A 21902-nucleotide genomic window follows, 5' to 3' on the forward strand; every position below is an offset into this window, starting at 1 on the left:
AACAACCTGTTTTCTCAAATGAACAGCTGGATGTTGCCAAAGGCAGCATCACAGTTGAGCAGATCAACCCGCTTCAGCTTAATTTTCAGCTCATCCTCGGCCATCTCAAAATGATGATGAACCGTAGCCGCCAGCAAGAACTGGTCATCGAGCCGCGTCTCCACATAATGAACAGCAGTGCGGGTGATAAACTGGCCCGCCTTCGGATCAAAAGCCTCGATGCTTGGGCGGTTCAAAACATGAGAGCAGCGGCTCTTGGGTTTTTGCGAAAAGGTGCGCAGGCCATTGAGGCGCTCAACACGAAGCTTCCGCAAAAATGCATCCTCATACATAAGCGAGGTCATGTTTTTCGGGTTGTCCTGCTGATAATCCAGCGGCATCCAGTAGTAGCTGTCAGCGCCCCAAAGCTCCAGCCACTCATCAAAGCGGCCTTCATCAATCACCCGGGCTTCATGGTAGACAAAGTCGGTCAGGTCATCACGCGTCGGTAAGGTCACGAGCTTCGGCCTCCATGCTTGCAACAACAAACTTCTTCCAGGCATGGAACTGATTGCGCATCTGGCGTTCCGTTGTCCCGTTCTCAACGGCTTCTTCATCCAGGTCTTCGTCAGCATCATAAAGGCGCTGCACATTCACCCACTCAAGCTCCTGAGAATGCAAGCCTTCCTGAGCGCGCTCATACATCTCCAGATCATCGTGCCCCACAATGGAGGTTGGCGCGTTGATCAGGCGGTTGTACATGGCCGTGCGCTCAAGCAGCATGTCCGGTGCATCAACAAGGCGGAAGATATAGCTTTCAACCAGCGTCTTATTGGCGGCCAGTGGAATGAACACACGCAACTGCTGGATAGGGCCTTTGATCATGATGTTCGGAAAATAGACCGTGTTATGCCGGTTCTCACCCAAAATGACCTTGGCACGTTCTTCGCCGTAGGCCTCCACCATCATCTCCAGATAACCCGGAATAGCAGAGTAATCCGAGTGAATGGAATGATGCACACCTGTATGACCATGACCATTCGGCCAGGTGCGAATACCCATATCCTCAAAGAACTCGTAGGGCGACATGAATGGCGCAATCACCTCCATCGCCATAGGCGTTTTGGTGTTCTCGTCCTTGTCTATGCTCTCCCAGATCTCAACCGCGGTGCCAGCGGAACTTTCATGAGCAACCATCGGGTGACAGGTGTCTGTCTGGTTATCGACCAGCATCTTCCAGTTGCAATTGTGCATGTAGCGCAGCGGCGGGCCAGCTACCTCCAGCTTACCAATCGGAGAGCGGTCCACCATATTGTCGAGAGAGGAGAGGGAGCCGCCGAAGTACTCCTCAAAGCTGATGCCCTCTTGGTTCATGCGCACAAAGATAAAGCCGCGATAGTTCTTCACCGCGCCCACTGGAGGCAGACCGCTTTGCCCAGCCTCGCTCTGCTCAAAACCGGTGTCTTTGTACCCCTTCTTCAGCGGGATCGCGAGCAGCTTGCCATTGGTGCGGAACGACCACGCATGGTAAGGACAGCGGAAAAACTTGCCCGTGTTGCCAGAGCGATCAATGACGATCTTGGTGCCTTTATGCGGGCAGCGATTGTGCAGCACATACACTTCGCCATCCGTATGCCGTGCCAGCAAAATAGGCTGAGCAGCAACATCGGTCGCGAAATAATCACCAGCATTGGGCACCTGACTTTCATGCCCCACATAAACCCATGTGGAGGCAAACAGATGCTTCATCTCCAGGGCAAACACTTCATCGTCGATGTAAAGATCACGATGAACCTCAGCGGGGCGCACAAGGTTGGCCACCGCCTGCGGGTTATCTTTGTATTTCATGGTCATAAGCTCCCCTCCCAAAAAGCTTAGAGCGCATACTGACCGGAGCTAAAAATGCGTCCCTCCGGAAAATACGCGAAATTATCTTTTACAAATCCAGCACCAGTCGTTTGGACTTGGCACGCGATACGCAAATATGCATCACGTCACCAGCCGCTTTCTCATCATCACTCAGCACTACATCCCGGTGGTCTGGCTCACCCTCAAGCACATCCACCTGACAAATCCCGCAGTCCCCGCGCTGGCAATCGTAAACAAGGTCTACGCCGCCGTCTTCCAGCACATCCACGATGGATTTATCCTGCGGCACCCAAAACACCTCGCCAGAGGATTTAACCTCCACCTCAAACCCGCCGCTGACATCATCGCCTGAAGACGCAGCGCTTGCAAACAGTTCAAAGTGGATCTGCTCTTTGCCAAAGCCAGCAGTCAGCGCCGTCTCGCGCACGGCTTCAATCATTCCCTTCGGGCCACATACATAGATATGGCTGCGAGTATCGAGCGTTGGAATGAGAGCGCCAAGATCCAGACAGCGCTCAGGATTGTCATCACTATGGATGTTCAAAGCATCACCGCAGAGGTCTGCAAGCTCATCCTTGAATGCCATCCCCTCCAGCGTGCGGCCAGAGTAGTGCAGGGCATAGGCTTTGTCTGCGCGCTTCAACGCAGCAGCCATGCTGATGATCGGCGTCACACCAATGCCGCCTGCAATCAGAACAACCGGTCTGTCGTCTTCAATCAGCGGAAAATCGTTCTTTGGTACGTCAACCTGAACAGCGTCGCCCACCTGCAAAGAGTGCATGTAAGCCGAACCGCCACTTCCGTCTTGCTCCAAAAGTATACCGAGCGTGTATCGCTGATTCTCGTAGGGTAAGTTTTCACCAAAATCGATCAGAGAATATTGACGAGAAGAGCCATCCTTAAGTTGAACTGCGATATGTGCACCAGCTTCAAATTGCGGAAGCTGCGCATTATCTTCGGCTTTGAGAACAAACTGTTTGATTTTTGGGGCGGCCGTCCGAACCCCCTCAATAATAAGTGTTTTCATGCTTTTTGGCGTCCTCCCTCAGAGCCAAAACAAGGAGAGTCTCCTCTCGCATAAATGAGAAATATAATATGCGATATCATATAAAACAATGTCAATGCATGAACTGGAAATAGTTTCCATTTCATATTTGCGCTTGATTAACCCACGGTATGTGTGCACATTTTTCTCATTCATCCTGTATTCTCTGGGGAGGGAGAACATGAATAAGAAACTCAAGATATTTGCAGCTGCAACTATTACCGCGCTCTCTGTCAGCGCATCTGCCATGGCGCAGGAAACCGTATTGCGCATGTCCAGCTGGCTGCCACCGGCACACCCGATCGTAAAAGGTATGATGGTGCCCTGGGCGGCCAAGGTAAAGGAAGTCACAGAGGGACGCGTCTCTGTACAAATCCTCGACGCACCGCTCGGCCCACCACCAGCGCACTTTGACCTCGCCGCAAACGGCATTGCGGATCTCACATACGGCGTGCACGGTTACACACCGGGCCGCTTTAAACTCACTCAGATCGCGGAATTGCCTTTCCTTGCAACGGACGCCACCAGCCTGTCCGTTGCCTACTGGCGTCTCTATGAAAGCACGCTGGCAAAAGCCAACGAGCACCGCGGCTCAAAGGTTCTGGGTGTCTTCACCCACGGTCCCGGCCTGCTTTACACAACCGACCGTGCCGTCTCACCTTTGAGCGAGCTGAAAGGCGCAAAGATCCGCGTTGCTGGTAGCATTACCAACCAGCTGGTTCAGGCTATGGACATGGTGGCCATCCAGGCACCAGCACCGCAGTCCTATGAGATCCTGTCCGGCGGCATTGCTGACGGCATCGTGTTCCCGACTGAATCCATCCCGTTCTTCAAGCTGGATGGCCTGCTTAGCAACGGCCTGCGCGTAGAAGGTGGTCTGTACAACGTCTCCTTCTTCTTCATCGCCAACAACGCCAAGTTCTCCAGCTTGTCAGAAGCGGATCAGAAAGCCATTGAGGCCATCTCTGGCGAAGCCTTCTCCCGTCTTGCGGGCGCCGCATGGAATGCTGCGGATGCATGGGGTCTGGAGCAGATGGAAGGTAAAGTGACCATTCACGATGCCACCGCAGAAGAGCGTGCTCAACTGGAAGAAGCCACCCGTCCAATGTTTGACGGTGTTGCCAAATCCTACGGCGAAAAAGGCATCGACTTTGAAGTTGCCATGGACATGCTCCAAAAAGAAGTTGCAGCGGTTGCCTCTGAAAAATGAGTGGGAATCTGGTTGATCTAGCAGCGCGCGCCCGACGAAAGCTTCGTTCGGGCGCCTCTGTTCTCTGCGGAATACTGCTTCTGGCGCTGGTCGCAGTAACGGTCATTGATGTGATTGGCCGTTACCTGTTTGCAAGCCCATTGCCCGGAGCGCCGGAATATACAGAACTGCTGCTCATGGCGGTGATTTTTACAGGCCTTCCAGCGGTGTGCCTGGATGATGGGCACATCACGGTAGACCTGTTCACCTCCAAGTTCAAAGGCGGAGTAGCCGCCCTGCAAATGTTCTTTTCACGCATGTTTGTAGCTGTGGTCCTGTCCGTTGTGGCCTGGGAGCTCTGGCAACACGGAACGCAGCTTGCGAGTTATCAGGAAGTGACGGTGTATTTACGCATCCCTCTTGCTCCATTTGCAAAAGCAGCCGGTGTCATTTGTGCGTTTTGCGCATTCATCACATTCGTGCTTGCCGTTTTGAGAATTCCTAGAGGTGTTGGGGGCGGTTCCTGATGGAATGGTATCTGGGTCTTGCCATCCTGATGGCATTGATTTTTGTAGGCGTGCCAATTGCTTTTGCAATGGCAGCCGTTGGTTTCTTTGGAGTGGCCTCCATCATTGGATTGCCACCTGCATTTCACCTTGTTGGGCAGGTCTATTTCGACAGCGGTAGAAGCTACACCTTGTCTGTGGTGCCGCTGTTCCTGCTCATGGGCAATCTCATCGTCCAATCGGGCATCGCCAGTGACATGTATACGGCGGCAAACGCCTGGCTGAGACACCGCAAAGGCGGTCTGGCCATGGCAACTATTGTTGCTTGTGGTGGTTTTTCATCGGTTTGCGGATCATCTCTGGCAACCACAGCAACCATGGCACGTGTGTCTCTGCCAGCCATGCGCCGGTTTGGGTATTCAGACCGTTTGGCAACATCGTCAATCGCAGCAGGCGGAACGCTGGGTATTTTGATCCCGCCCTCCGTCATTCTTGTCATCTACGGCATTCTCACTCAGCAAAACATCGGCGCACTGTTCCTGGCTGGCATTCTGCCCGGCCTTGTCGGTGTCATTGGCTATATGCTCGCCGTGCGCTTGTCACTCTTCATGTTTAAGGAAGATCTGGAAGTTCAGAGCAAACTGCCGCTGATTGAACGCATCAAAGCTCTGCGTGGCGTGTCATGGGCATTGCTTCTGTTTGTCTGTGTGCTTGGCGGCATCTATCTCGGCGTCTTCACGGCTACAGAAGCGGCTGGCATCGGAGCAGGCGGAGCGCTGGTTCTGACCGCAATGCGGGGCAAACTGACATATCGGGAGACGCTCAACACGCTGTTTGAGACAGCCAAAACCACCGCTGTGATGTTCTTCATTTTGTTTGGGGCGCTCTATTTCCTGAACTACGTGAACATTTCCGGTCTGACAACGGACCTTCGCACATGGGTAAACGCCCTCGGAGTTGGGCCCTATGCCATTATCACCATGATCGTGCTGATCTATCTGGTGCTGGGGTGCCTGCTGGAAAGCCTGTCTATGGTCACACTCACGGTGCCGATTCTCTTTCCAATCGTGACCGGTCTTGGGTTCGATCCAATCTGGTTCGGCATCTTCGTCATTATCGTCACGGAAATGAGCTTCATCACGCCTCCAATTGGCATGAACGTATTTGTTATGCGCTCAGTTGCCCCTGAGGTGCCGGTCGAAAAGATATTTGTCGGTGTAGTTCCATTTGTTGCTATGGATGTTGTGCGCTTGATCCTGCTAATTGCAGTTCCGGGACTCGCACTTATTATTCCGTACTCAATGTAGCACGGCAAAAACAAAAGAAGAGGCTGGCCGGTGGACGCAGACCTGAAAGAAATCGACACTCATGAAAAGGAAACCGGCTTTGTAGACGGTTACCTTTTGTATCTGCTGGCATCGGCAAGCCATCTGGCAAGCGGGCAGTTCCACGAAGAAATCCGGGGCGCTGGCGTGCGCGTCCCGGAATGGCGCGTATTGGCTTGTCTCAGAGACAATGATGGCCAGATGGTCACACAGTTGGCCCGCTTTGCTCTTATGGAGCAATCTCACCTCACCAAAACCATCGATCAGATGACAGAACGAGGACTGGTCACACGCCGGTCCGATGAAGCAGATCGCCGCCGTGTTCGTATCTTCTTGAGTGATAAGGGCAGGGAACTTGCCGTCCAGCTTGTAACGCAGGCCAGCGCTCATGAAGAACGGTTGATCCGCCAGCTTGGCATGAGTGACATTGTGCAGGTGAAAAGTTTTCTTTCGCGTATGATTGAGACTCTCGAAAACAATGAATGATCACATATTTACGCTGTAATCTACAGGATTGCAGTTGATATAAATATGTAAATGCATATAATCAATTTCAGGCCCTACGAGAGAGGTGGGGCTTGTTCAAAAAAGAAAGAGTGCACCACATGAACGAGATTCTCGGTGATCAAGCTCCCGAAACTGAACAGGACGGACAACACTCAAAACCTGTATCCACGCCAAGAACTCTGGGAGAGGTCGGGCTGGGCCATTTTGCGCCCTATCTGATGAACCGGATCATGGGCAGATACAACGAGAGTCTGCGCGAAAAACTGAGCAGATCAGGGTTGTCGGTCGCCAAAATGAGAGCACTCGCTGTGCTGTCAGTCGTGGACGGGCTGATGATCAACGAACTCTCGGTTTATTCGGTGATCGAACAATCGACTTTGAGCCGCACGCTGGACGCGATGGAAAAGGAAGGCCTGATCCACCGCAAAGCCAGCGAGCAGGACAACCGCGTGCGCCATATTTTTCTGACTGAGGCTGGACGGTTTGCCTTTGCTGAAATGTGGCCGCATATGCGCGATGAATACAGCACAATGTTCACTGGCGTCTCGCAAGCCGAGCATGACGCCTTTTTGGTGACACTGCGCAAGGTGCTGGCAAACATACGAAAGCACGACTTCTAGGGCGCGTTTCTCTTCATTGAGCTCGCACCAACTGGATCTGTCATGCTTTCTGGGGAGAGAGTATGGCAGAAAGATCTTTTGTCAAAGAGGTCGAAAAACTTCGCGCAGGTGAGGGCGAAGTGTTCCGCGGTGAAGGCATTCTGGCCATCACCAAAGCACTGCTGGAAAATGGTGTTGGCTATGTTGGCGGCTATCAGGGCTCGCCCATCAGTCACCTAATGGATGTTCTGGCTGATGCACAGGATATTCTTGGTGAGTTGGGCGTGCATTTTGAAGCCAGCGCCAGCGAAGCTGCTGCTGCTGCCATGCTGGCCGCATCCGTTCACTATCCCATTCGCGGCGCAGTCACCTTCAAATCAACTGTCGGCACCAATGTCGCTTCTGATGCCTTGGCAAATCTATCATCTGGTGGCGTCACTGGTGGCTCCCTTGTTATTGTCGGGGAAGACTACGGTGAAGGCTCTTCCATCATGCAGGAGCGCAGCCACGCCTTTGCAATGAAAAGCCAGATCTGGCTGCTCGATCCGCGTCCCAATCTGCCGTCCATCGTAAAGGCTGTTGGTGATGGCTTTGAACTGTCAGAAGCCTCCAACACGCCGGTCATGCTTCAGGTGCGCATCCGCAGCTGTCATGTGCATGGTGAGTTCGCTACCAAAGACAACCAGCGCCCATCCATGAGCGTGGCTGATGCTCTGGAGAACCCCAGGCGTGACTTGAACCGCATTGTCTTGCCACCAGCCTCATTCCTCCATGAGCAGGAGAAAGTGACAAAGCGTCTGCCTGCCGCGCTGGATTATATTCAAACGCATAAATTGAATGAGTTGTTTGGACCACAGGGTCGTAACGTTGGGATTATCCTGCAAGGCGGTATGTATAATGGCGTCATCCGCGCATTGCAGCGTTTGGGGCTTGCTGACATCAACGGCGAGACACAAATCCCGCTCTACGTCATGAATGTAACCTATCCGCTTGTTCCAGCTGAAATCACCGAGTTCTGCCGCACCAAAGAGGCGGTGCTGGTGGTGGAAGAAGGCTATCCTGATTATCTGGAGCAAGCCGTTGGCGCCATGCTGCAAAAGGAAGGCCTCAGCACCAAACTGGAAGGGAAAGGACCATTCCCGGAAGCTGGTGAGTATACCGGACAAGTGATGCTGGACAGCATCCAAACTTTCCTTGCAACGCATTCCGATGCATTACCCGGCAAAGGACGTGCACCAAATACACCAGGTCCACTACCAGATATAAAGGAGCTGCAAGAGGTTGTTCCTATGCGCCCGCCCGGTTTCTGCGTGGGCTGTCCGGAACGCCCCATATTCGCCGCCACCAAACTGGTAGAAGATGAGCTGGGCCCGCATCACATCGCCTCAGATATCGGCTGCCACCTGTTCTCCATCATGCCACCCTTTGGTATCGGCTCCACCACCATGGGGTATGGATTAGGACCGGCCTCGGCCTCTGCGTTCAACACAACGGAAACGGATCGAAGGTCCATCTCATTTATGGGAGATGGCGGCTTCTGGCACAACGGCCTGACCACTTCCATCGGCAATGCGGTCTTCAATCAAAATGACGGTGTGATCGTCATTGTCGACAATTATTACTCAGCGGCCACAGGCGGGCAGGACATCCTGTCCTCAAGGGCAAACAACAAGAGCAAGTCCACTAAACACCCAATCACCGAAGCGGTGAAAGGCGTTGGTGTGAAATGGGTCCGTCAACTTGATCGCACATATGACGTCACCCAGATGCAGTCGGTCCTGAAGGAAGCGCTGACCACCGATGTCAAAGGTCCAAAGGTCATCATCGCGTCCTCTGAGTGCATGCTTAATAAGCAGCGCCGCGAGAAGCCGATCATCAATCAAGCAGTCAAAGAGCAAAAACGCGTCGTGAAGACCCGCTTCGGTGTTGATGAAGATGTCTGCACTGGCGACCACGCCTGTATGCGCTTGTCAGGCTGTCCATCTCTGACAGTCAAGGAACTGGATGACCCGTTACGGGATGATCCTGTCGCTCATATCGACCAGAACTGTGTTGGCTGCGGCAATTGCGGGGAGGTTGCGGACGCCGCCATCCTCTGTCCATCCTTCTATCAGGCCGACACCATTCACAACCCAAGCAAATCCGAACGTTTCATCCGCAAGATAAGCGGCCGCATCATTACCGCGCTGCAAAACTGGCGCGAGCGCCGGTCTCTGATCATTGAGGAGGTATAATCATGGATATAGACACTCAATGGCAGGCCTTGGGAACAGGTGAAGACGAAACCCGCACCATCACGAAAATCGCCATTTTCGCCGTTGGCGGGCAGGGCGGCGGCGTCCTCACAGACTGGATTGTCAATTTAGCTGAAGCCAACGGATACAAAGCCCAGTCCACCTCCGTCGCAGGCGTCGCCCAGCGCACAGGGGCAACGATCTATTACGTTGAAATGGCACCTGACACCGGCAAAGCACCCGTCTTCTCCCTCAGCCCAGCGCAAGGCGATGTCGACATCGTCATTTGCGCCGAACTCATGGAAGCAGGCCGCGCTGTTATCCGTGGTTTCGTTACTGCAGATAAGACAACGCTGGTCGCTTCATCTCACCGCATTCTGGCGGTCTCAGAAAAAATCGTGCCGGGCAAAGGGGAGCAAGACAGCGATGTCGTCCTTTCCCGTCTTGGTACGGCCTCCCAAAAGCTGGTCGCCTTTAACATGGAAGATGTTGCAGCTGAAAATGGCAGCGTCATCTCCTCCAGCCTGTTCGGAGCACTCGCAGGCTCAGGTGCACTGCCATTCGCCAAAGGCACCTATGAAGAAACCATCCGCAAAGGTGGTAAGGGCGTTAAAGCAAGCCTCGCATCCTTTAATGCCAGCTTCGACCACGCCCAGTCATCAGCTGCAGCTGGAAGCGCTGGTACCAGGCGACCAGAACAACCCAAGCCCGAAAAGGTACTCACAGTCCGCGGGTCTGAGAAGAAACGCGCAGCCTGGCAACTGCTCTTATCCCGCATTGAAGCGCTTCCCAAACAGGTTCGCGACATGGCGCTGGCAGGTCTGCGCAGGACCGTTGAGTTTCAGGATCTCGAATACGGTGAGGAGTATCTCAATCACCTCGAAATTGTACTCGCCAGTGATACTGAAAATGAGAACTGGGAGTTCACCAGAGTTGCAGCCAAGCATCTGGCGAATGCCATGTGTTATGACGACACAATCCGCGTTGCCGACATAAAAACGCAAAAGACGCGCTTTCAACGCGTTGAAAGGGAAATCCAGTTAGGAGCAGAAAATCAGCTGGAACTGACCGAGTATCTCCATCCGCGTATGGAAGAAATCTGCGGAACTCTGCCAGTTCGGCTCGGTAAGTGGATTGAATCCCGCCCCAAGGTGTTTAACTGGCTGGATAGAAGGGTGAACAAGGGGCGACGCATAAGAACGCACTCCGTTCGAGGCTTTCTCAGCCTCTGGCTCATCAGTAGCCTGAAACCCTGGCGCCGCAGTTTCCTGCGCCATGAAATTGAGGCAGAGCATCTCCGAAACTGGCGGGATCTTGCGATTAAGACTGTGCATTCAGACTATCACCTCGCCGTAGAGATCCTCAACTGCCGCCGGCTTATCAAAGGATATTCGGACACTCACAAACGAGGCCACTCCAAATTTGACCAGGTTCTCTCATCTCTTACATTCCTGAAAGACAGAAAAGACGCCTCAGATTGGCTCAGACGTCTCAGAGAAGCGGCGCTTTTGGATGAAAAAGGCGAAGCTTTGGAAGGTGCATTGAAGACAATTCAAACTCTCTGATTGAAATCAGGGGGAAAGAATGTCGCATTTGAAATTTTTCCTCCGATTATAATTAATGTATGCATTTGTGTGCCTTAGCGAAATTACGGTGTTTTTCTGGGCGCACAAAATGCGTGCGCAAGGGGCATATTGTCATCATTTGACGACAGGTGAACGCATTAGATTCAGGCATACACCTGAATGCAATTTTACTTATGAGAATTACTCAGATGACGCCAAAGTACCTCTAGGTCAGTGATATACGCTTGGGAAACAGTGTGTTGGCTGCATATATTAGAATGCGCGTATATTGCGCGAGCTGCTGGTCTGACGAAGAGCCAAAGCTGATTAATAGGGGTTCAGTGAAAAATCCTATTTAATATAGTTATTTACAGTGCCGCGGCAGATTGTTGCACGCTCACTGGGGTCTTGCGCTATTAAACTGAAGTCGCATTCAGTATCGCTGCGTTATTATGGCGCGCAGGATGTGTATTAAAACGTATGGTCTTAAAATTTTAACATAAGTATATCAGGTCCCCGTCCTAGAGAGATTGGGAAATTCTCCTAGGGCACATGAGTGGCACATGGGGAAATAAAAGAAATGTCAAGCATCAATGCGACCGAAGTCGAAGTCGCCCCGAAAGAAACGGTTAAATATACAAAAGAAGATCTTACTTGGTCTTTGTCCATGTTCGGTACCGCCGTCGGTGCCGGTGTTCTGTTTCTTCCAATCCGTGCAGGTCTTGAAGGCTTCTGGCCGCTGATCCTGATCGCAGCTCTCGTAGGTCCAATGACCTACTTCTCTCACCGCGCATTGGCTCGCTTTGTTCTTTCCTCCAAGAACAAAGACGCAGACATCACAGACGTGGTTGAAGAACACTTTGGTAAAGCAGCTGGCCTGCTGATTACCTTCTTCTATTTCTTCGCGATTTACCCAATCGTGTTGATCTACGGTAACGCGATTACCAACACCATCGACAGCTTCATCGTCAACCAGCTGGCAATGCCTGCGGTTCCACGCTGGCTCCTCTCTGGTCTTCTCGTTGCAATGATGATGGGCGTGATGATCCTTGGTCGCCGCCTGATGCTCGTCGCAACTGAGCTTCTGGTGTACCCGTTGGTGATCATCCTGTTCGGTATGTCTGTATACCTGATCCCATCCTGGTCGTTTGAAGCGATGAGCTTCGACATGATCCCAGAAACCGGCACTTTGCTGACAGTGGTGTACCTCACCATTCCAATGCTTATCTTCTCCTTCAACCACAGCCCAGCCGTCTCCTCCATGGCTCTGGCTCAGCGCGAAGCACATGGCGATAACGCAGTTGCAAAGTCCGACATCATCTTGAAACGCGCATCTGTGATGCTCCTCGGCTTCGTTATGTTCTTCGTATTCAGCTGCGTTCTCGCACTGACACCTGAACAGCTGATGGAAGCAAAACAGCAGAACCTGCCAGTCCTGTCTTACCTTGCAAACGTGTTTGACAGCCCACTGATCTCCTTCATGGGTCCACTGGTTGCGTTCCTTGCAATCTTCTCTTCCTTCTTCGGTCATTACCTTGGCGCAAAAGAAGGTCTTGCAGGCATTGCTAAGAAAGCTGCTCCAAAAGCTGTCGAAGGCTTGGGTGAAAAGAAATTCAACACACTGCTTGTTGCATTCTTCTTCTTCTCCGTCTGGGGTGTTGCGATCATCAACCCATCCGTTCTTGGCATGATTGAAGGCCTGGGTGCTCCGTTCATCGCAGCAATCCTGTTCCTGATGCCAATGTACGCAATCAAAAAAGTCCCAAGCATGAAGAAATACGACGGTGCGCTGTCCAACATCTTCATCACCATCATGGGCATTGTCGCAATCTCTGCGATCGTAAAAGGCCTCTTCTAAGAGGGCCAACCAACAAAAATGAACCGGTGTCTTCGGACACCGGTTTTTCTCTCCCACTGAGGTTCACGTTATGTTCAGCGTTTTTGACATCTTCAAAATCGGTGTAGGTCCATCCAGCTCCCACACAGTCGGGCCTATGAAAGCGGCAAAGCAGTTCATTGATAGTCTGCGTGCTCAGGATAAACTGCGTGATGTGACGCGTATTGCAGTCGACATTTATGGTTCTCTGTCTCTGACAGGCAAAGGCCACCACACAGACACAGCAATTATTATGGGGCTTGGTGGCAACTCTCCGGAAACCGTTGATATTGACAGCATTCCAGAGTTCATTCAGCGCGTAGAACAAACCGGACGCCTCCCGGTTGGCATGCATTGCCATGTAGTTGACTTCCCGAATGATGCGATCACATTCAATCGTCCAGCACTTGAGTTGCACGAAAACGGCATGTCCATCCATGCCTTTGCAGGTGGAGAAAAGATCTTCTCCAAAACCTACTATTCCATCGGCGGTGGTTTCATCGTGGATGAAGAGAATTTCGGTAAGGCTTCAGAAAACGAAGTTTCGGTGCCTTATCCATACAAATACGCTTCAGAGTTGCTGGAGCATTGCCGCCAAAACGGTATGAGCATTTCCGCGCTTGTTCTGGAAAACGAAAAAGCATTCCGTAGTGAAACAGAACTGCGTGAGAGCTTTGGTCGTGTCTGGAATGTGATGCGCGATGGCATAGAGCGTGGCAGCAACACGGAAGGTCTGCTGGCAGGCCCGCTCAAAGTCCCACGCCGTGCAGCAGCACTACGCCGTCAGCTGACGGCAACAGAGCGCAGCAGTAACGATCCTATGGCGACGGTTGACTGGGTCAACATGTTCGCGCTGGCCATATCAGAAGAAAATGCAGCAGGTGGCCGCGTTGTGACAGCACCAACCAACGGTGCAGCAGGCATCATTCCTGCGGTTCTCGCGTACTATGACAAGTTTATCGAACGTCTTGAGCCAGAGCACTACACAAAGTTCTTCCTCGCTTCAGGCGCCATTGGAGCGCTGTATAAGACCAATGCATCCATCTCCGGAGCAGAAGTTGGTTGTCAGGGCGAAGTTGGTGTTGCTTGCTCAATGGCAGCAGCTGGTCTTGCTGAACTTTTGGGCGCGAGCCCAGCTCAGGTCTGCATTGCAGCTGAAATTGGCATGGAACACAATCTGGGCCTCACATGCGACCCTGTTCTCGGACAGGTTCAGGTGCCCTGCATCGAGCGCAATGCAATAGCTTCTGTTAAAGCGATCAACGCAACACGCATGGCTATGCGCAGAAACTCGGATCCATGCGTTTCGCTCGATAAAGTCATCGCGACCATGTATGAGACCGGCAAGGATATGCTGGCAAAATACAGAGAAACCTCACAAGGTGGCCTTGCGCTTAAAGTGGTGCCAGTTGCGGCGGAGTAAGCAACAACTAACGTGCTTGAAATATGAAAGCTGGCCTTCGGGTCAGCTTTTTTGTTTTACTTCGCCATTTTGCAGAAACACTTAAAACTGCAAGAGCACTCGGAACGGGGCACTAACCCATGTTTGGTACTCCCAAAAGAAAAAAGGGAGAAACCCATGAAATCCTTGTTACTGGGCGCAACGATCATTGGTTTGGCGATGCCAGCGGCCTTCGCTCAAGACAAGCCGGTTACGATCGTCAGTTACAACGTTCAAAATCTCTTTGACACCATTGATGATAAGAACAACCCGCAAGACGACACATACCTTTCAAAGGAAGCGAAAGAAGCCCGCGGTAAAGACCACGAAGATGCCTGTGAAAGTTACAATGATAAAGGCTCTCACTATTACAAACAATGTATTGAACTGAACTGGGGTGAGGAAAGCTACACGCAAAAACTGATGACACTGGGGGCTGTCATTCGTTCTTTCCCGGAAACGCCAGATATATTGATTTTACCTGAAACGGAAAACAAACAGGTTCTGGATGATCTTGTTGGCAAAGCGCTGGCAGGTCTGGACTATACCTCAATTGTTCAACTGGATAGCTCTGACAACGTGCACAATCGCGGTATCGATGTTGGCATCATCTCACGCTTGCCGCTGAAGGGTGAACCTGAGACGATCAAGATGTTTGGTGAGGATGGTGATAACCCTCATGATTGCAAACCAACGCGCGATATCGTGAAAGCGCAGTTTGAGATGCCAGATGGCGAAACAATGTATGTCTTCGGTGTTCATTTTCCATCAGGTGCTGCCTATCAATGCCGCAAGGATGCAATGGAAGTGCTGAATAAAGAACGCGCAAAGCTTCCTGATGATGCAAATGTTGTTGCAGCCGGTGACTTCAACTTCAACTGTACGGATGTTCAAAATGGCGAGTTTCAGGCTTTAGCGAGGGAAGGGCACTGGAGTTATCCGCCGGAGATCGTCGGTTGTGCTGCCCCGGGCAGTGCCTTCTACTACAAGGATCAGAGCTGGTCGTTCCTTGATATGATCCTTGTATCCAAAGCTTTGCGTCCGGATCAGGACAGCAACAGCACATGGTTTGCTGATCTGGGCAGTTTCCATACAGTCGTCACGCACCCAAGCCAGTACGCGCAGGATGCAAGAAACAGAGTGCGCCCGAAGCGTTTTAATCCCGACAACAATCAGGGCGCTAGCGATCACTGGCCAGTCTTGATGCGGTTCCTGAAACGTTTCTGACAACCGCATACAATACTCCAAAATAAAAGAACCGGCCTGAATGTTCAGGCCGGTTTTTTGCTGTTTGTGTTACAGGCTAAGCTCAGACTTTATAGAGCTTCAGATCAGCTGTGATCTCACGATGTACAAGCTCGATCTGAGCTGACATCGCATCAACAACAGCCTCCATTTCAGAATGGCGTTGACCAGCGGTCCACTTCTCGATCTTTGGATTTTCAGGCTTGTCTGTCACCGGCGCATAAGCATCTAAGCCCTTCTTCAGGTTGTCCAGTTCAGTGCCAACCTGTGTGGCATAATCAAACACTGCTTTCATACCATCCGGCTTGCTCAATTGCTCATCGCGAACTTCTGGGTACTTGAATGGATCACCATTGCAAAGCTTATGCAACTCCTTGATAGAACGGTCGATATTTGGTGTCAGACAACTGTCTCGAGCCATCCTCGGATAGGCTCGCGTGGTCGCTGCCTTCTTAAACAAGAACCAGGATTTCAAAGTCAGATCAGGCGTACAAGGGTGCCAGTTCTCTACCTTTGGAACACGGCGCAGCACAACAGGATCATCGCTGTAAAGCGTCTCAAAATACCGCACAACTGCAGAACATACATCTGTGCTGGAAACCAACACTTCCGGTGTCAAACCGCTGTTACGGCCAACCTGACGGGCAATTGGATCTTTTTCCTCGACGATACCGTAAGCGAGCACACACTTGGCAAGCGTGGAGTTGCCCGCAATCGCAGCCCGCGCGGCCTTACGGTTTGCAGGATCCATCCGGGCTTCCTGATACTTCTTCCAGCCATAAATAATCTTCGCACGGCCATAGGTCTTATAACCGAAGTCAGAAAGTGCACGGCCCATGTTCATGCCTGCGGAAATACCGGCAGAGGCCTGTGTTGCATCAGCCAGGCGTGCAATTTCAGCCGCAACACCGACAACTGAGAAGAAGGTGTTCAGTGTCTTCTGGCTCACCTGAATGGCAGCCTGCGTGTGCCGCTCTTTGATAGCATGGTAATAGACCGAGTTACTTGCTTCAGCCATGTTGACGTTCTTACGCCATTTCTCGACCTCGGCAGATTTCTTCGCCAGCGCGATGGCGTCCATGGTCAATTTTCGGATCGCTTCAGCAAGGCCCGTTGCAGGGAAGATCGTAGTGACTGCCTTTACACCACCACTTGCAATGGTCTCGATCATCTTGATCTTCATTTGAGAGGCTTTGATATCTGCAAGCAAAGTGTCGATGGCCTTCACCGACTTCTCGACGGCCTTTTCATCATTGGGATCATCTGGCGAAGAAGCTTCTGCGATGAGGTCTTGCAGAGCCTTGTGTTCTTCATCCGCTGCCTTCTCAATCTCATCCATATAAGCTTTGCGCTCTTTAGGATCAGCAAGCTTCTCCTTCAAACTAGCAAGCGCATTGCCTGTTTTTTCTTCTTCGATTTTTTTCAGTGCCGCCGCTGTATTCTTTTTGACGATCTCAGCGTCTTTTTCATCGCGGCCTGGCTTCTTGAGCTTATCAAGACCGCCAGTCAGCAGTGCGTTGACATTTGCCATGATGTCATCGTCAGAAAGAAGCTCCATGCTCTTCTCAACGCTCTGAACTCCAGCACTTGGACCAGCAAGTTTCAGTTTCTTCTCAAGAATTTGCTGCGGTGTCAGGCCTTCAGTTTCAGCTTCGCCTTCTTCAGTCAACTCACCTTGGTCTGGCTGAATCTTACCCGTAATGGCATCACCAATGGCATCAGAACCAGTAGCACTGGCAAGGTTTGCCAAGCCTCCTGTGAGGGCTTCCGCAAAGGCTTGATAATCACCATCAATCAGCGCTTTCGTTGCGGTACCAGCGTCAGTCGTAGCAATCATTGCAGCCTTAAGTGCTTCACCAACAATTTCAGGAGTCGCGGATTCCGTGCCGCTCAACTGCGAGCCTGACGAAATTGCCGTAGAGAGGGAATCTGCTAGAGTCCCAATAATGGACATCACCGCTTCTTGCTTGGCGTCTTTGTCGGGAGCTTGTGTAGCCTGCAGAATTTTCTCTGAGACGCGCCCACCTGCCATCGCAACATCAATCAGGCCAGAAACACCCTCAAAAATATTGCCGTGGTCATCGTCCCCTTTGCGATCAGAGGCGGATTTGTCAAAAGCAGCACCAGCGGAGAGGACTTTTTTGATTTCCTCACCGATCATCTCACCTGCTTCATTCGCAAAGCTCAGCTTATCGGCCGCTGTTTTGCCTTTCTGCTCTGAGAAGACAATCCCTTTCTCAGCAGCTGCAAGACCGGTATCAAGCAATGTGGTGGTTGCGGTAAACAACGCACGTTGCTCAGCCACCCAGTTGGCATCTTTCGAGAGATTATCGCCCAGTGAATTCAAAGCTGAATCGATGTTGGTGACTTTTTGAAGTTGATCTCCATATTGCCCTGCATCTTTTGCAGCTTTGATGACGTCTTCCGAGCTGGCATTCGCATCCATGCCAAGAGAAGTACGCAATTCACCCGTCACCTGGCCTTTCTGGTTGTTCAGGACTTCTTGCTTGGCGGAGATCTGGTCTTTGTCTGGGGCGTCACCAGCAACCGTGTTTAGATTGGCTAGGGTAATCGCATTGGAGCCGATAGAGGTGGCGAGTGTCACCACATCACGTGCAAAACCGATGGCTTCTAACGTATTTTCGTGCTTAGAAGCGGTCTCGCTATGCTCTTCGAGTTTTTGCTCATAGATCTTAGCTCCGCCTTTGAACATCTTCTCAAACTGGCTGTAGCGGGAAGGGACTAGGTTTGAGGGAATAATCCCTTCACGAACCAGCGGTGTCCAGAGTTCTCGTGTGATGTCCTCTTCGGAAAACATCTCTTTGCCATCTTTATCTTTGGCTGCAATCATCTCGGCTTGCCGGGCCAGAATGCGTTCGAAAGAAGCGTTAAGTTTCTTCAGTGTCTCAGCATTGATTGCCCCGCTATCGGCGCGAATATCCGCGCGGGTGTCAATCTCTGTCTGCATATCCCCGGTCATCCAGGGCATCTTTGTACCGGATCCGGGGAGTTTGAACCACTTTTCATTCCGCGCCAGCGTTACTTCAAAGTTCTGGGCCTCGCGAATGGTTTCCTTGTCCCCATCCAGCTTGGTCATAATGTCATTCAATCGTCCAGCCTTGGCTGCAACACGTTCGGAATTCTGTTCAAAATGGCCAGCGCCTTGTTGCGCTGTTTTGAGCCAAGTAAGCTGTTTTGCGGTAAAGGGCATGACAAACTCCAACCTGTACAGGAGAGCGGGTTAAGAACTATAGGTTTTCACATCTGCTCTGGCATCGCGGAGGATCAATGTCGCTTGCGCGCGCAAGGAGTCCGCGACTTCCACCATTTCGACATGCAATCGGCCACCCGTCCAAGCCTGCTTTTTCTTGTCGGTTGGTTCGGCATTAACTGGCCGATACCCCTTGAACTCCCGTTCAAGAGTTTCAAGATGCTTCTGAACATCTTTTGCGTAGGCCAAAATCTTTTCCTGCCAATTGTCATCAGAGATCATATCATCCCGAACAGAGGGATAATTGAACGGATCTCCGCCACACAAAGTGTGCAATGCTTTAAGGGATTGCTCGATAGTTGGTGTCTTACAGCTTTCCTTGGCCATCAAAGGATAGGCTTTTGTAGAGGCTGCACGCTTAAAGCTGAACCAACTCTTGAGTGTCAGATCGGGTGTTCCAGGGTGCCAGTTTGCGACCTTTGGAACACGCCTCAATACGACAGGATCTTCGCTATAAAGCGTCTCGAAATACCGCACCACCGCAGCACAAACGTCACTGTTTGAGACCAGTACTTCAGGTGTTAGACCGCAGTTGCGGCCAACTTGCTGAGCGATTGGATCACGTTCCTCAACAATGCCGTAGGCAAGCACACACTTGGCAAGTGTCGAGTTCCAGGCAATCGATTCACGAGCTTTCTTGCGGTTCTCTGGATTTCTGCGGGCATCAAGATATTTCCGCCATCCGAAAACAACCTTGGCGCGTCCGTAAGTTTTGTAGCCAAAATCAGAAAGTGCCTGCCCCATGTTCTTTGCAAGAGAAAGTCCAGTAGAGGCTTGCGTTGAATCCGCTAAGCGTGCTGCCTCTGAGGCCACACCGATGATAGACAAGAAGGTGTTAATCGTTTTCTGGCTGACTTGAACTGCTGCCTGCGTATGGCGTTCTTTACAAGCGTGGTAATATGGCGAGTTTGCTGTCTGCGCCATCTTCACATTTTTGCGCCACTTCTCAACCTCAGCGGCTTTCTTGCCCAACGCGATGGCGTCAAAGGCTAGTTTTCTGCAAGCCTCCACCATTCCGGTTGCTGGAACAACCCGCACCAAAACCTGCACACCACCCTTGGCGATCTTTTCAATCAACTTGTACTTCATTTCAGATGCTTTGATGTCAGCAATCAGCCTTTCGACTGCTTCCATTGATTTCTGAAGAGCCTTCGTGTCTTCAGGATCGGGAGGCGGAGAGGCTTCCTCGATCAGGTTTTTCAGCGCCTTTGTTTCTGCTTCAACGTCCGCTTCGAGCTTTTGCATAAACTCTTCGCGTTCTTTCTTGTTGGATTGTTTCTTTTTAAAGTCCGCAAGCGCGTCCCAGGATTTCTTCGCTTCCATCTTCTGAATGGCAGCGTTCGTACGCTTTACCGTTTCAGCATCCATCTTCTTCTTATCGTTTGCCTCGCGGAAGGCATCCTGCATCTCACGCATATTGTTCGTGATCTTGAGCAAGTATTGCGGATCTTGAAAACCATCCAGAAATTCTTCGCGTTCTGTTCGCTTAAAGGTGCAACCGGATCGCTCAAGCTTCTGATCCATGAGTTCGCGAGCGGAGAGCTCACTCAGTTCTTTCTTTTCCTCGTCAGTATTGAGAGCAAGGTCAGGCTTAGCCATAGCGGCGAGGGGGCCTGTGGTAGCAGAAGAAGCTAGCTGCGTTAAACCTAGAACAAGGGATTCAGAAAAGGCTTTGTAATCCTTATCTTTGAGTGCTTTAACAGCAGTACCGGTGTTGACGCCTAAGACAAAAAAAGCCTTGATGGAAACACCAATCAGTTCTGTCTGGTCATTTTCATTTCCAGGTCCAGGCCCAGGATCACCGTAGGCATATGCTTTGCTTTCGTCCTTGAGAGTCAGTGCAGAATCTTGCTTACCTGTATCGACATGGCCTTGAACGTCACCCGCAGCAAAAAAAGCCTCAGCAAGAGAGTCAGCGATAGAGCCAGCAATTTGCAAAACTGCATTCTCCCGCTCTTTGTTCGTTTTTGCTTGCGTTGCTAAGGCAATCTTCCGCGCAACTTGGTTGGCTTCAATAGCGACACTCACAGCACCTGCAGCATAAGAAATGTTCTGAAGTGTATCTTTATCTGCAGCACCTGCAAATTCAATCTGATCGGTGGTTTGGTGTTCTTCGTGCTCATAGGTCTTACCAGTTGCCTCCAAAGCAAGCTTAAGTTGGCCTGCAACGATATCAGCAGCATCCTGCGCAAACGCGAGTGTGTTTCTGGCATTCTTTTGCCGTTCTGAAAATTGAATACCCTTTTCTGCCATGGCAAGGCCGCCATCCAGCAGCGACGTAGACATCGTCAGCAAAGCTTTTTCTTCTTCGAAAAGTTTATTTTGCCCCATCAGTTGCTCAACGAGCTGTGACTGTGCAGCTTCAACGTTCTGATAGCTTTTGATCTGGTTGCCATATTCGCCATTTTGGGCCGCGGCCTCCAGAACTTGCGCATCCGAGGTATTTTCACCCAATTTGAGCTCAGTCCGCAGGTCACCAGCAATCTGGTCCTGCTTGCCCTTCAGAATCTGGCGTTTGGCTGCAATTTCGCGTTTTTCTGCCAGTGAGCGGGACTGGTCTTCAAAATTAGCAATAGTCAGCGCACTACTACCAAGACTACCCGCTAGGGAGACGACATCACGCGCAAAACCGATGGCTTCAAGCGTGTTCTCGTATTTTGAGGCCGTTTCACTATGCTGCTCTAGTTTACCCTCATAGATCTCAGAGGCACCTTGAAACATCTGCACAAACTGACTGTATTTATCCGGCACGATGTTTGACGGAATGATCCCTTCACGAACCAGAGGTGTCCAAAGCTCCCGCGTGATGTCTGCATCACTGAAAAGTCGTGTCTTCCCATCCTTCTTCTTAGCGGCAATCATCTCCGCCTGCCGCTCTAGGATCTTGCCGAAGGCTGCATTGAGTGCATCGACATTGTCAGAATCGATGAGAGGCGTTTCAGAAGTCACATCCGCATAGGAATCGACCTCGGTTTTCATGTCGCCTGTCATAAAGTCCATTTTGCTTTTTTGCAGCTTGCGCTTAAACACATTTGGACTTCGGGCAAGCTCAATCTGAAAACCCTGAGCTTTGTGAATAACCGCTTTATCTGAATCCAATTTTGCTAAAATATCGGTCAGTTCTGCAGATTTCTTTTCTTCGTTTTCACTATCTACTTCGAAGTTCTCCACGCCTCCTTGGGCCTGGGAGAGCCATTCAATTTGGGAGGGAGTTAACGTCATGAGAAACTCCAGTATGGGATCGTTCTCGA

General features: G+C 51.3%; 15 protein-coding genes. 10 read left to right on the plus strand and 5 right to left on the minus strand.

Features of this window, described 5'->3' with window-relative positions:
• Window positions 1-14 precede the first annotated feature (14 nt).
• The 3 genes from PsAD26_RS14105 to PsAD26_RS14115 form a co-directional block, all read right to left on the minus strand.
• A complete protein-coding gene (locus PsAD26_RS14105; protein WP_063310949.1) occupies window positions 15-497 on the minus strand; it encodes an aromatic-ring-hydroxylating dioxygenase subunit beta in 483 nt (160 codons plus the stop codon).
• The gene (locus PsAD26_RS14110; RefSeq protein ID WP_063310950.1) at window positions 478-1833 is read right to left on the minus strand and encodes an aromatic ring-hydroxylating dioxygenase subunit alpha; all 1356 of its coding nucleotides are present in this window, start codon (window positions 1831-1833) and stop codon (window positions 478-480) included. Before PsAD26_RS14110 ends, PsAD26_RS14105 begins: the two co-directional genes overlap by 20 nt.
• Window positions 1834-1915: 82 nt before the next feature.
• A complete protein-coding gene (locus tag PsAD26_RS14115) occupies window positions 1916-2875 on the minus strand; it encodes a PDR/VanB family oxidoreductase (protein ID WP_063307283.1) in 960 nt (319 codons plus the stop codon).
• A 199-nt stretch (window positions 2876-3074) separates the two neighbouring features.
• Here PsAD26_RS14115 and PsAD26_RS14120 point away from each other — a divergent pair, with 199 nt between their 5' ends.
• The 10 genes from PsAD26_RS14120 to PsAD26_RS14165 all read left to right on the plus strand — a co-directional run bounded on the left by PsAD26_RS14120 (window position 3075) and on the right by PsAD26_RS14165 (window position 15362).
• Window positions 3075-4103, plus strand: a complete 1029-nt coding sequence (locus PsAD26_RS14120) for a TRAP transporter substrate-binding protein (RefSeq protein WP_057465278.1) — start codon at window positions 3075-3077, stop codon at window positions 4101-4103.
• Entirely contained in the window at window positions 4100-4609 is a 510-nt protein-coding gene (locus PsAD26_RS14125) for a TRAP transporter small permease (RefSeq protein WP_063296609.1), read from the plus strand. Before PsAD26_RS14120 ends, PsAD26_RS14125 begins: the two co-directional genes overlap by 4 nt.
• On the plus strand, window positions 4609-5895 hold the full coding sequence (locus tag PsAD26_RS14130; RefSeq protein ID WP_063310951.1) for a TRAP transporter large permease: 1287 nt from the start codon (window positions 4609-4611) through the stop codon (window positions 5893-5895). The genes PsAD26_RS14125 and PsAD26_RS14130 overlap by 1 nt, the downstream gene beginning before the upstream one ends.
• 30 nt (window positions 5896-5925) lie before the next feature.
• Window positions 5926-6399, plus strand: coding sequence for a MarR family transcriptional regulator (locus PsAD26_RS14135; RefSeq protein WP_063310952.1), 474 nt, complete (start codon window positions 5926-5928; stop codon window positions 6397-6399).
• A 119-nt stretch (window positions 6400-6518) separates the two neighbouring features.
• Window positions 6519-7040 carry a MarR family winged helix-turn-helix transcriptional regulator gene (locus PsAD26_RS14140; RefSeq protein WP_084403676.1) on the plus strand — a complete coding sequence of 174 codons (522 nt, stop codon included), beginning with the start codon at window positions 6519-6521 and terminating at the stop codon, window positions 7038-7040.
• A gap of 62 nt (window positions 7041-7102) precedes the next feature.
• Window positions 7103-9253 (plus strand): indolepyruvate ferredoxin oxidoreductase subunit alpha, encoded by a 2151-nt coding sequence (locus tag PsAD26_RS14145; protein ID WP_063310953.1) that lies wholly within the window; start codon window positions 7103-7105, stop codon window positions 9251-9253.
• Between the two features lie 2 nt (window positions 9254-9255).
• Window positions 9256-10818 (plus strand): indolepyruvate oxidoreductase subunit beta family protein, encoded by a 1563-nt coding sequence (locus tag PsAD26_RS14150; RefSeq protein WP_063310954.1) that lies wholly within the window; start codon window positions 9256-9258, stop codon window positions 10816-10818.
• A gap of 580 nt (window positions 10819-11398) precedes the next feature.
• Window positions 11399-12676: an aromatic amino acid transport family protein gene (locus PsAD26_RS14155; protein ID WP_063310955.1), complete on the plus strand. Its 1278-nt coding sequence runs from the start codon at window positions 11399-11401 to the stop codon at window positions 12674-12676.
• Between the two features lie 70 nt (window positions 12677-12746).
• Entirely contained in the window at window positions 12747-14117 is a 1371-nt protein-coding gene (locus PsAD26_RS14160) for an L-serine ammonia-lyase (RefSeq protein WP_063310956.1), read from the plus strand.
• A 156-nt stretch (window positions 14118-14273) separates the two neighbouring features.
• Window positions 14274-15362, plus strand: coding sequence for an endonuclease/exonuclease/phosphatase family protein (locus PsAD26_RS14165; RefSeq protein ID WP_063310957.1), 1089 nt, complete (start codon window positions 14274-14276; stop codon window positions 15360-15362).
• 82 nt (window positions 15363-15444) lie between these two features.
• Here the strand turns inward: PsAD26_RS14165 and PsAD26_RS14170 are convergent, their stop codons facing one another.
• A complete protein-coding gene (locus tag PsAD26_RS14170; RefSeq protein ID WP_063311071.1) occupies window positions 15445-18591 on the minus strand; it encodes a hypothetical protein in 3147 nt (1048 codons plus the stop codon).
• 30 nt (window positions 18592-18621) lie between these two features.
• Complete coding sequence (locus PsAD26_RS14175) at window positions 18622-21873, minus strand: hypothetical protein (RefSeq protein ID WP_063310958.1); 3252 nt, start codon at window positions 21871-21873, stop codon at window positions 18622-18624.
• Window positions 21874-21902 lie beyond the last annotated feature (29 nt).

Origin of the sequence: Pseudovibrio sp. Ad26 (assembly GCF_001623285.1) — a bacterium.
Lineage (GTDB): Bacteria > Pseudomonadota > Alphaproteobacteria > Rhizobiales > Stappiaceae > Pseudovibrio > Pseudovibrio ascidiaceicola.

Bases quoted from the DNA above. Each gene is read 5' to 3' on its own strand.
- PsAD26_RS14110 (WP_063310950.1), bottom strand. From the start codon at position 1,833: ATGACCATGAAATACAAAGATAACCCGCAGGCGGTGGCCAACCTTGTG.
- PsAD26_RS14115 (WP_063307283.1), bottom strand. From the start codon at position 2,875: ATGAAAACACTTATTATTGAGGGGGTTCGGACGGCCGCCCCAAAAATC.
- PsAD26_RS14120 (WP_057465278.1), top strand. From the start codon at position 3,075: ATGAATAAGAAACTCAAGATATTTGCAGCTGCAACTATTACCGCGCTC.
- PsAD26_RS14125 (WP_063296609.1), top strand. From the start codon at position 4,100: ATGAGTGGGAATCTGGTTGATCTAGCAGCGCGCGCCCGACGAAAGCTT.
- PsAD26_RS14130 (WP_063310951.1), top strand. From the start codon at position 4,609: ATGGAATGGTATCTGGGTCTTGCCATCCTGATGGCATTGATTTTTGTA.
- PsAD26_RS14140 (WP_084403676.1), top strand. From the start codon at position 6,519: ATGAACGAGATTCTCGGTGATCAAGCTCCCGAAACTGAACAGGACGGA.
- PsAD26_RS14145 (WP_063310953.1), top strand. From the start codon at position 7,103: ATGGCAGAAAGATCTTTTGTCAAAGAGGTCGAAAAACTTCGCGCAGGT.
- PsAD26_RS14150 (WP_063310954.1), top strand. From the start codon at position 9,256: ATGGATATAGACACTCAATGGCAGGCCTTGGGAACAGGTGAAGACGAA.
- PsAD26_RS14155 (WP_063310955.1), top strand. From the start codon at position 11,399: ATGTCAAGCATCAATGCGACCGAAGTCGAAGTCGCCCCGAAAGAAACG.
- PsAD26_RS14160 (WP_063310956.1), top strand. From the start codon at position 12,747: ATGTTCAGCGTTTTTGACATCTTCAAAATCGGTGTAGGTCCATCCAGC.
- PsAD26_RS14165 (WP_063310957.1), top strand. From the start codon at position 14,274: ATGAAATCCTTGTTACTGGGCGCAACGATCATTGGTTTGGCGATGCCA.
- PsAD26_RS14170 (WP_063311071.1), bottom strand. From the start codon at position 18,591: ATGCCCTTTACCGCAAAACAGCTTACTTGGCTCAAAACAGCGCAACAA.
- PsAD26_RS14175 (WP_063310958.1), bottom strand. From the start codon at position 21,873: ATGACGTTAACTCCCTCCCAAATTGAATGGCTCTCCCAGGCCCAAGGA.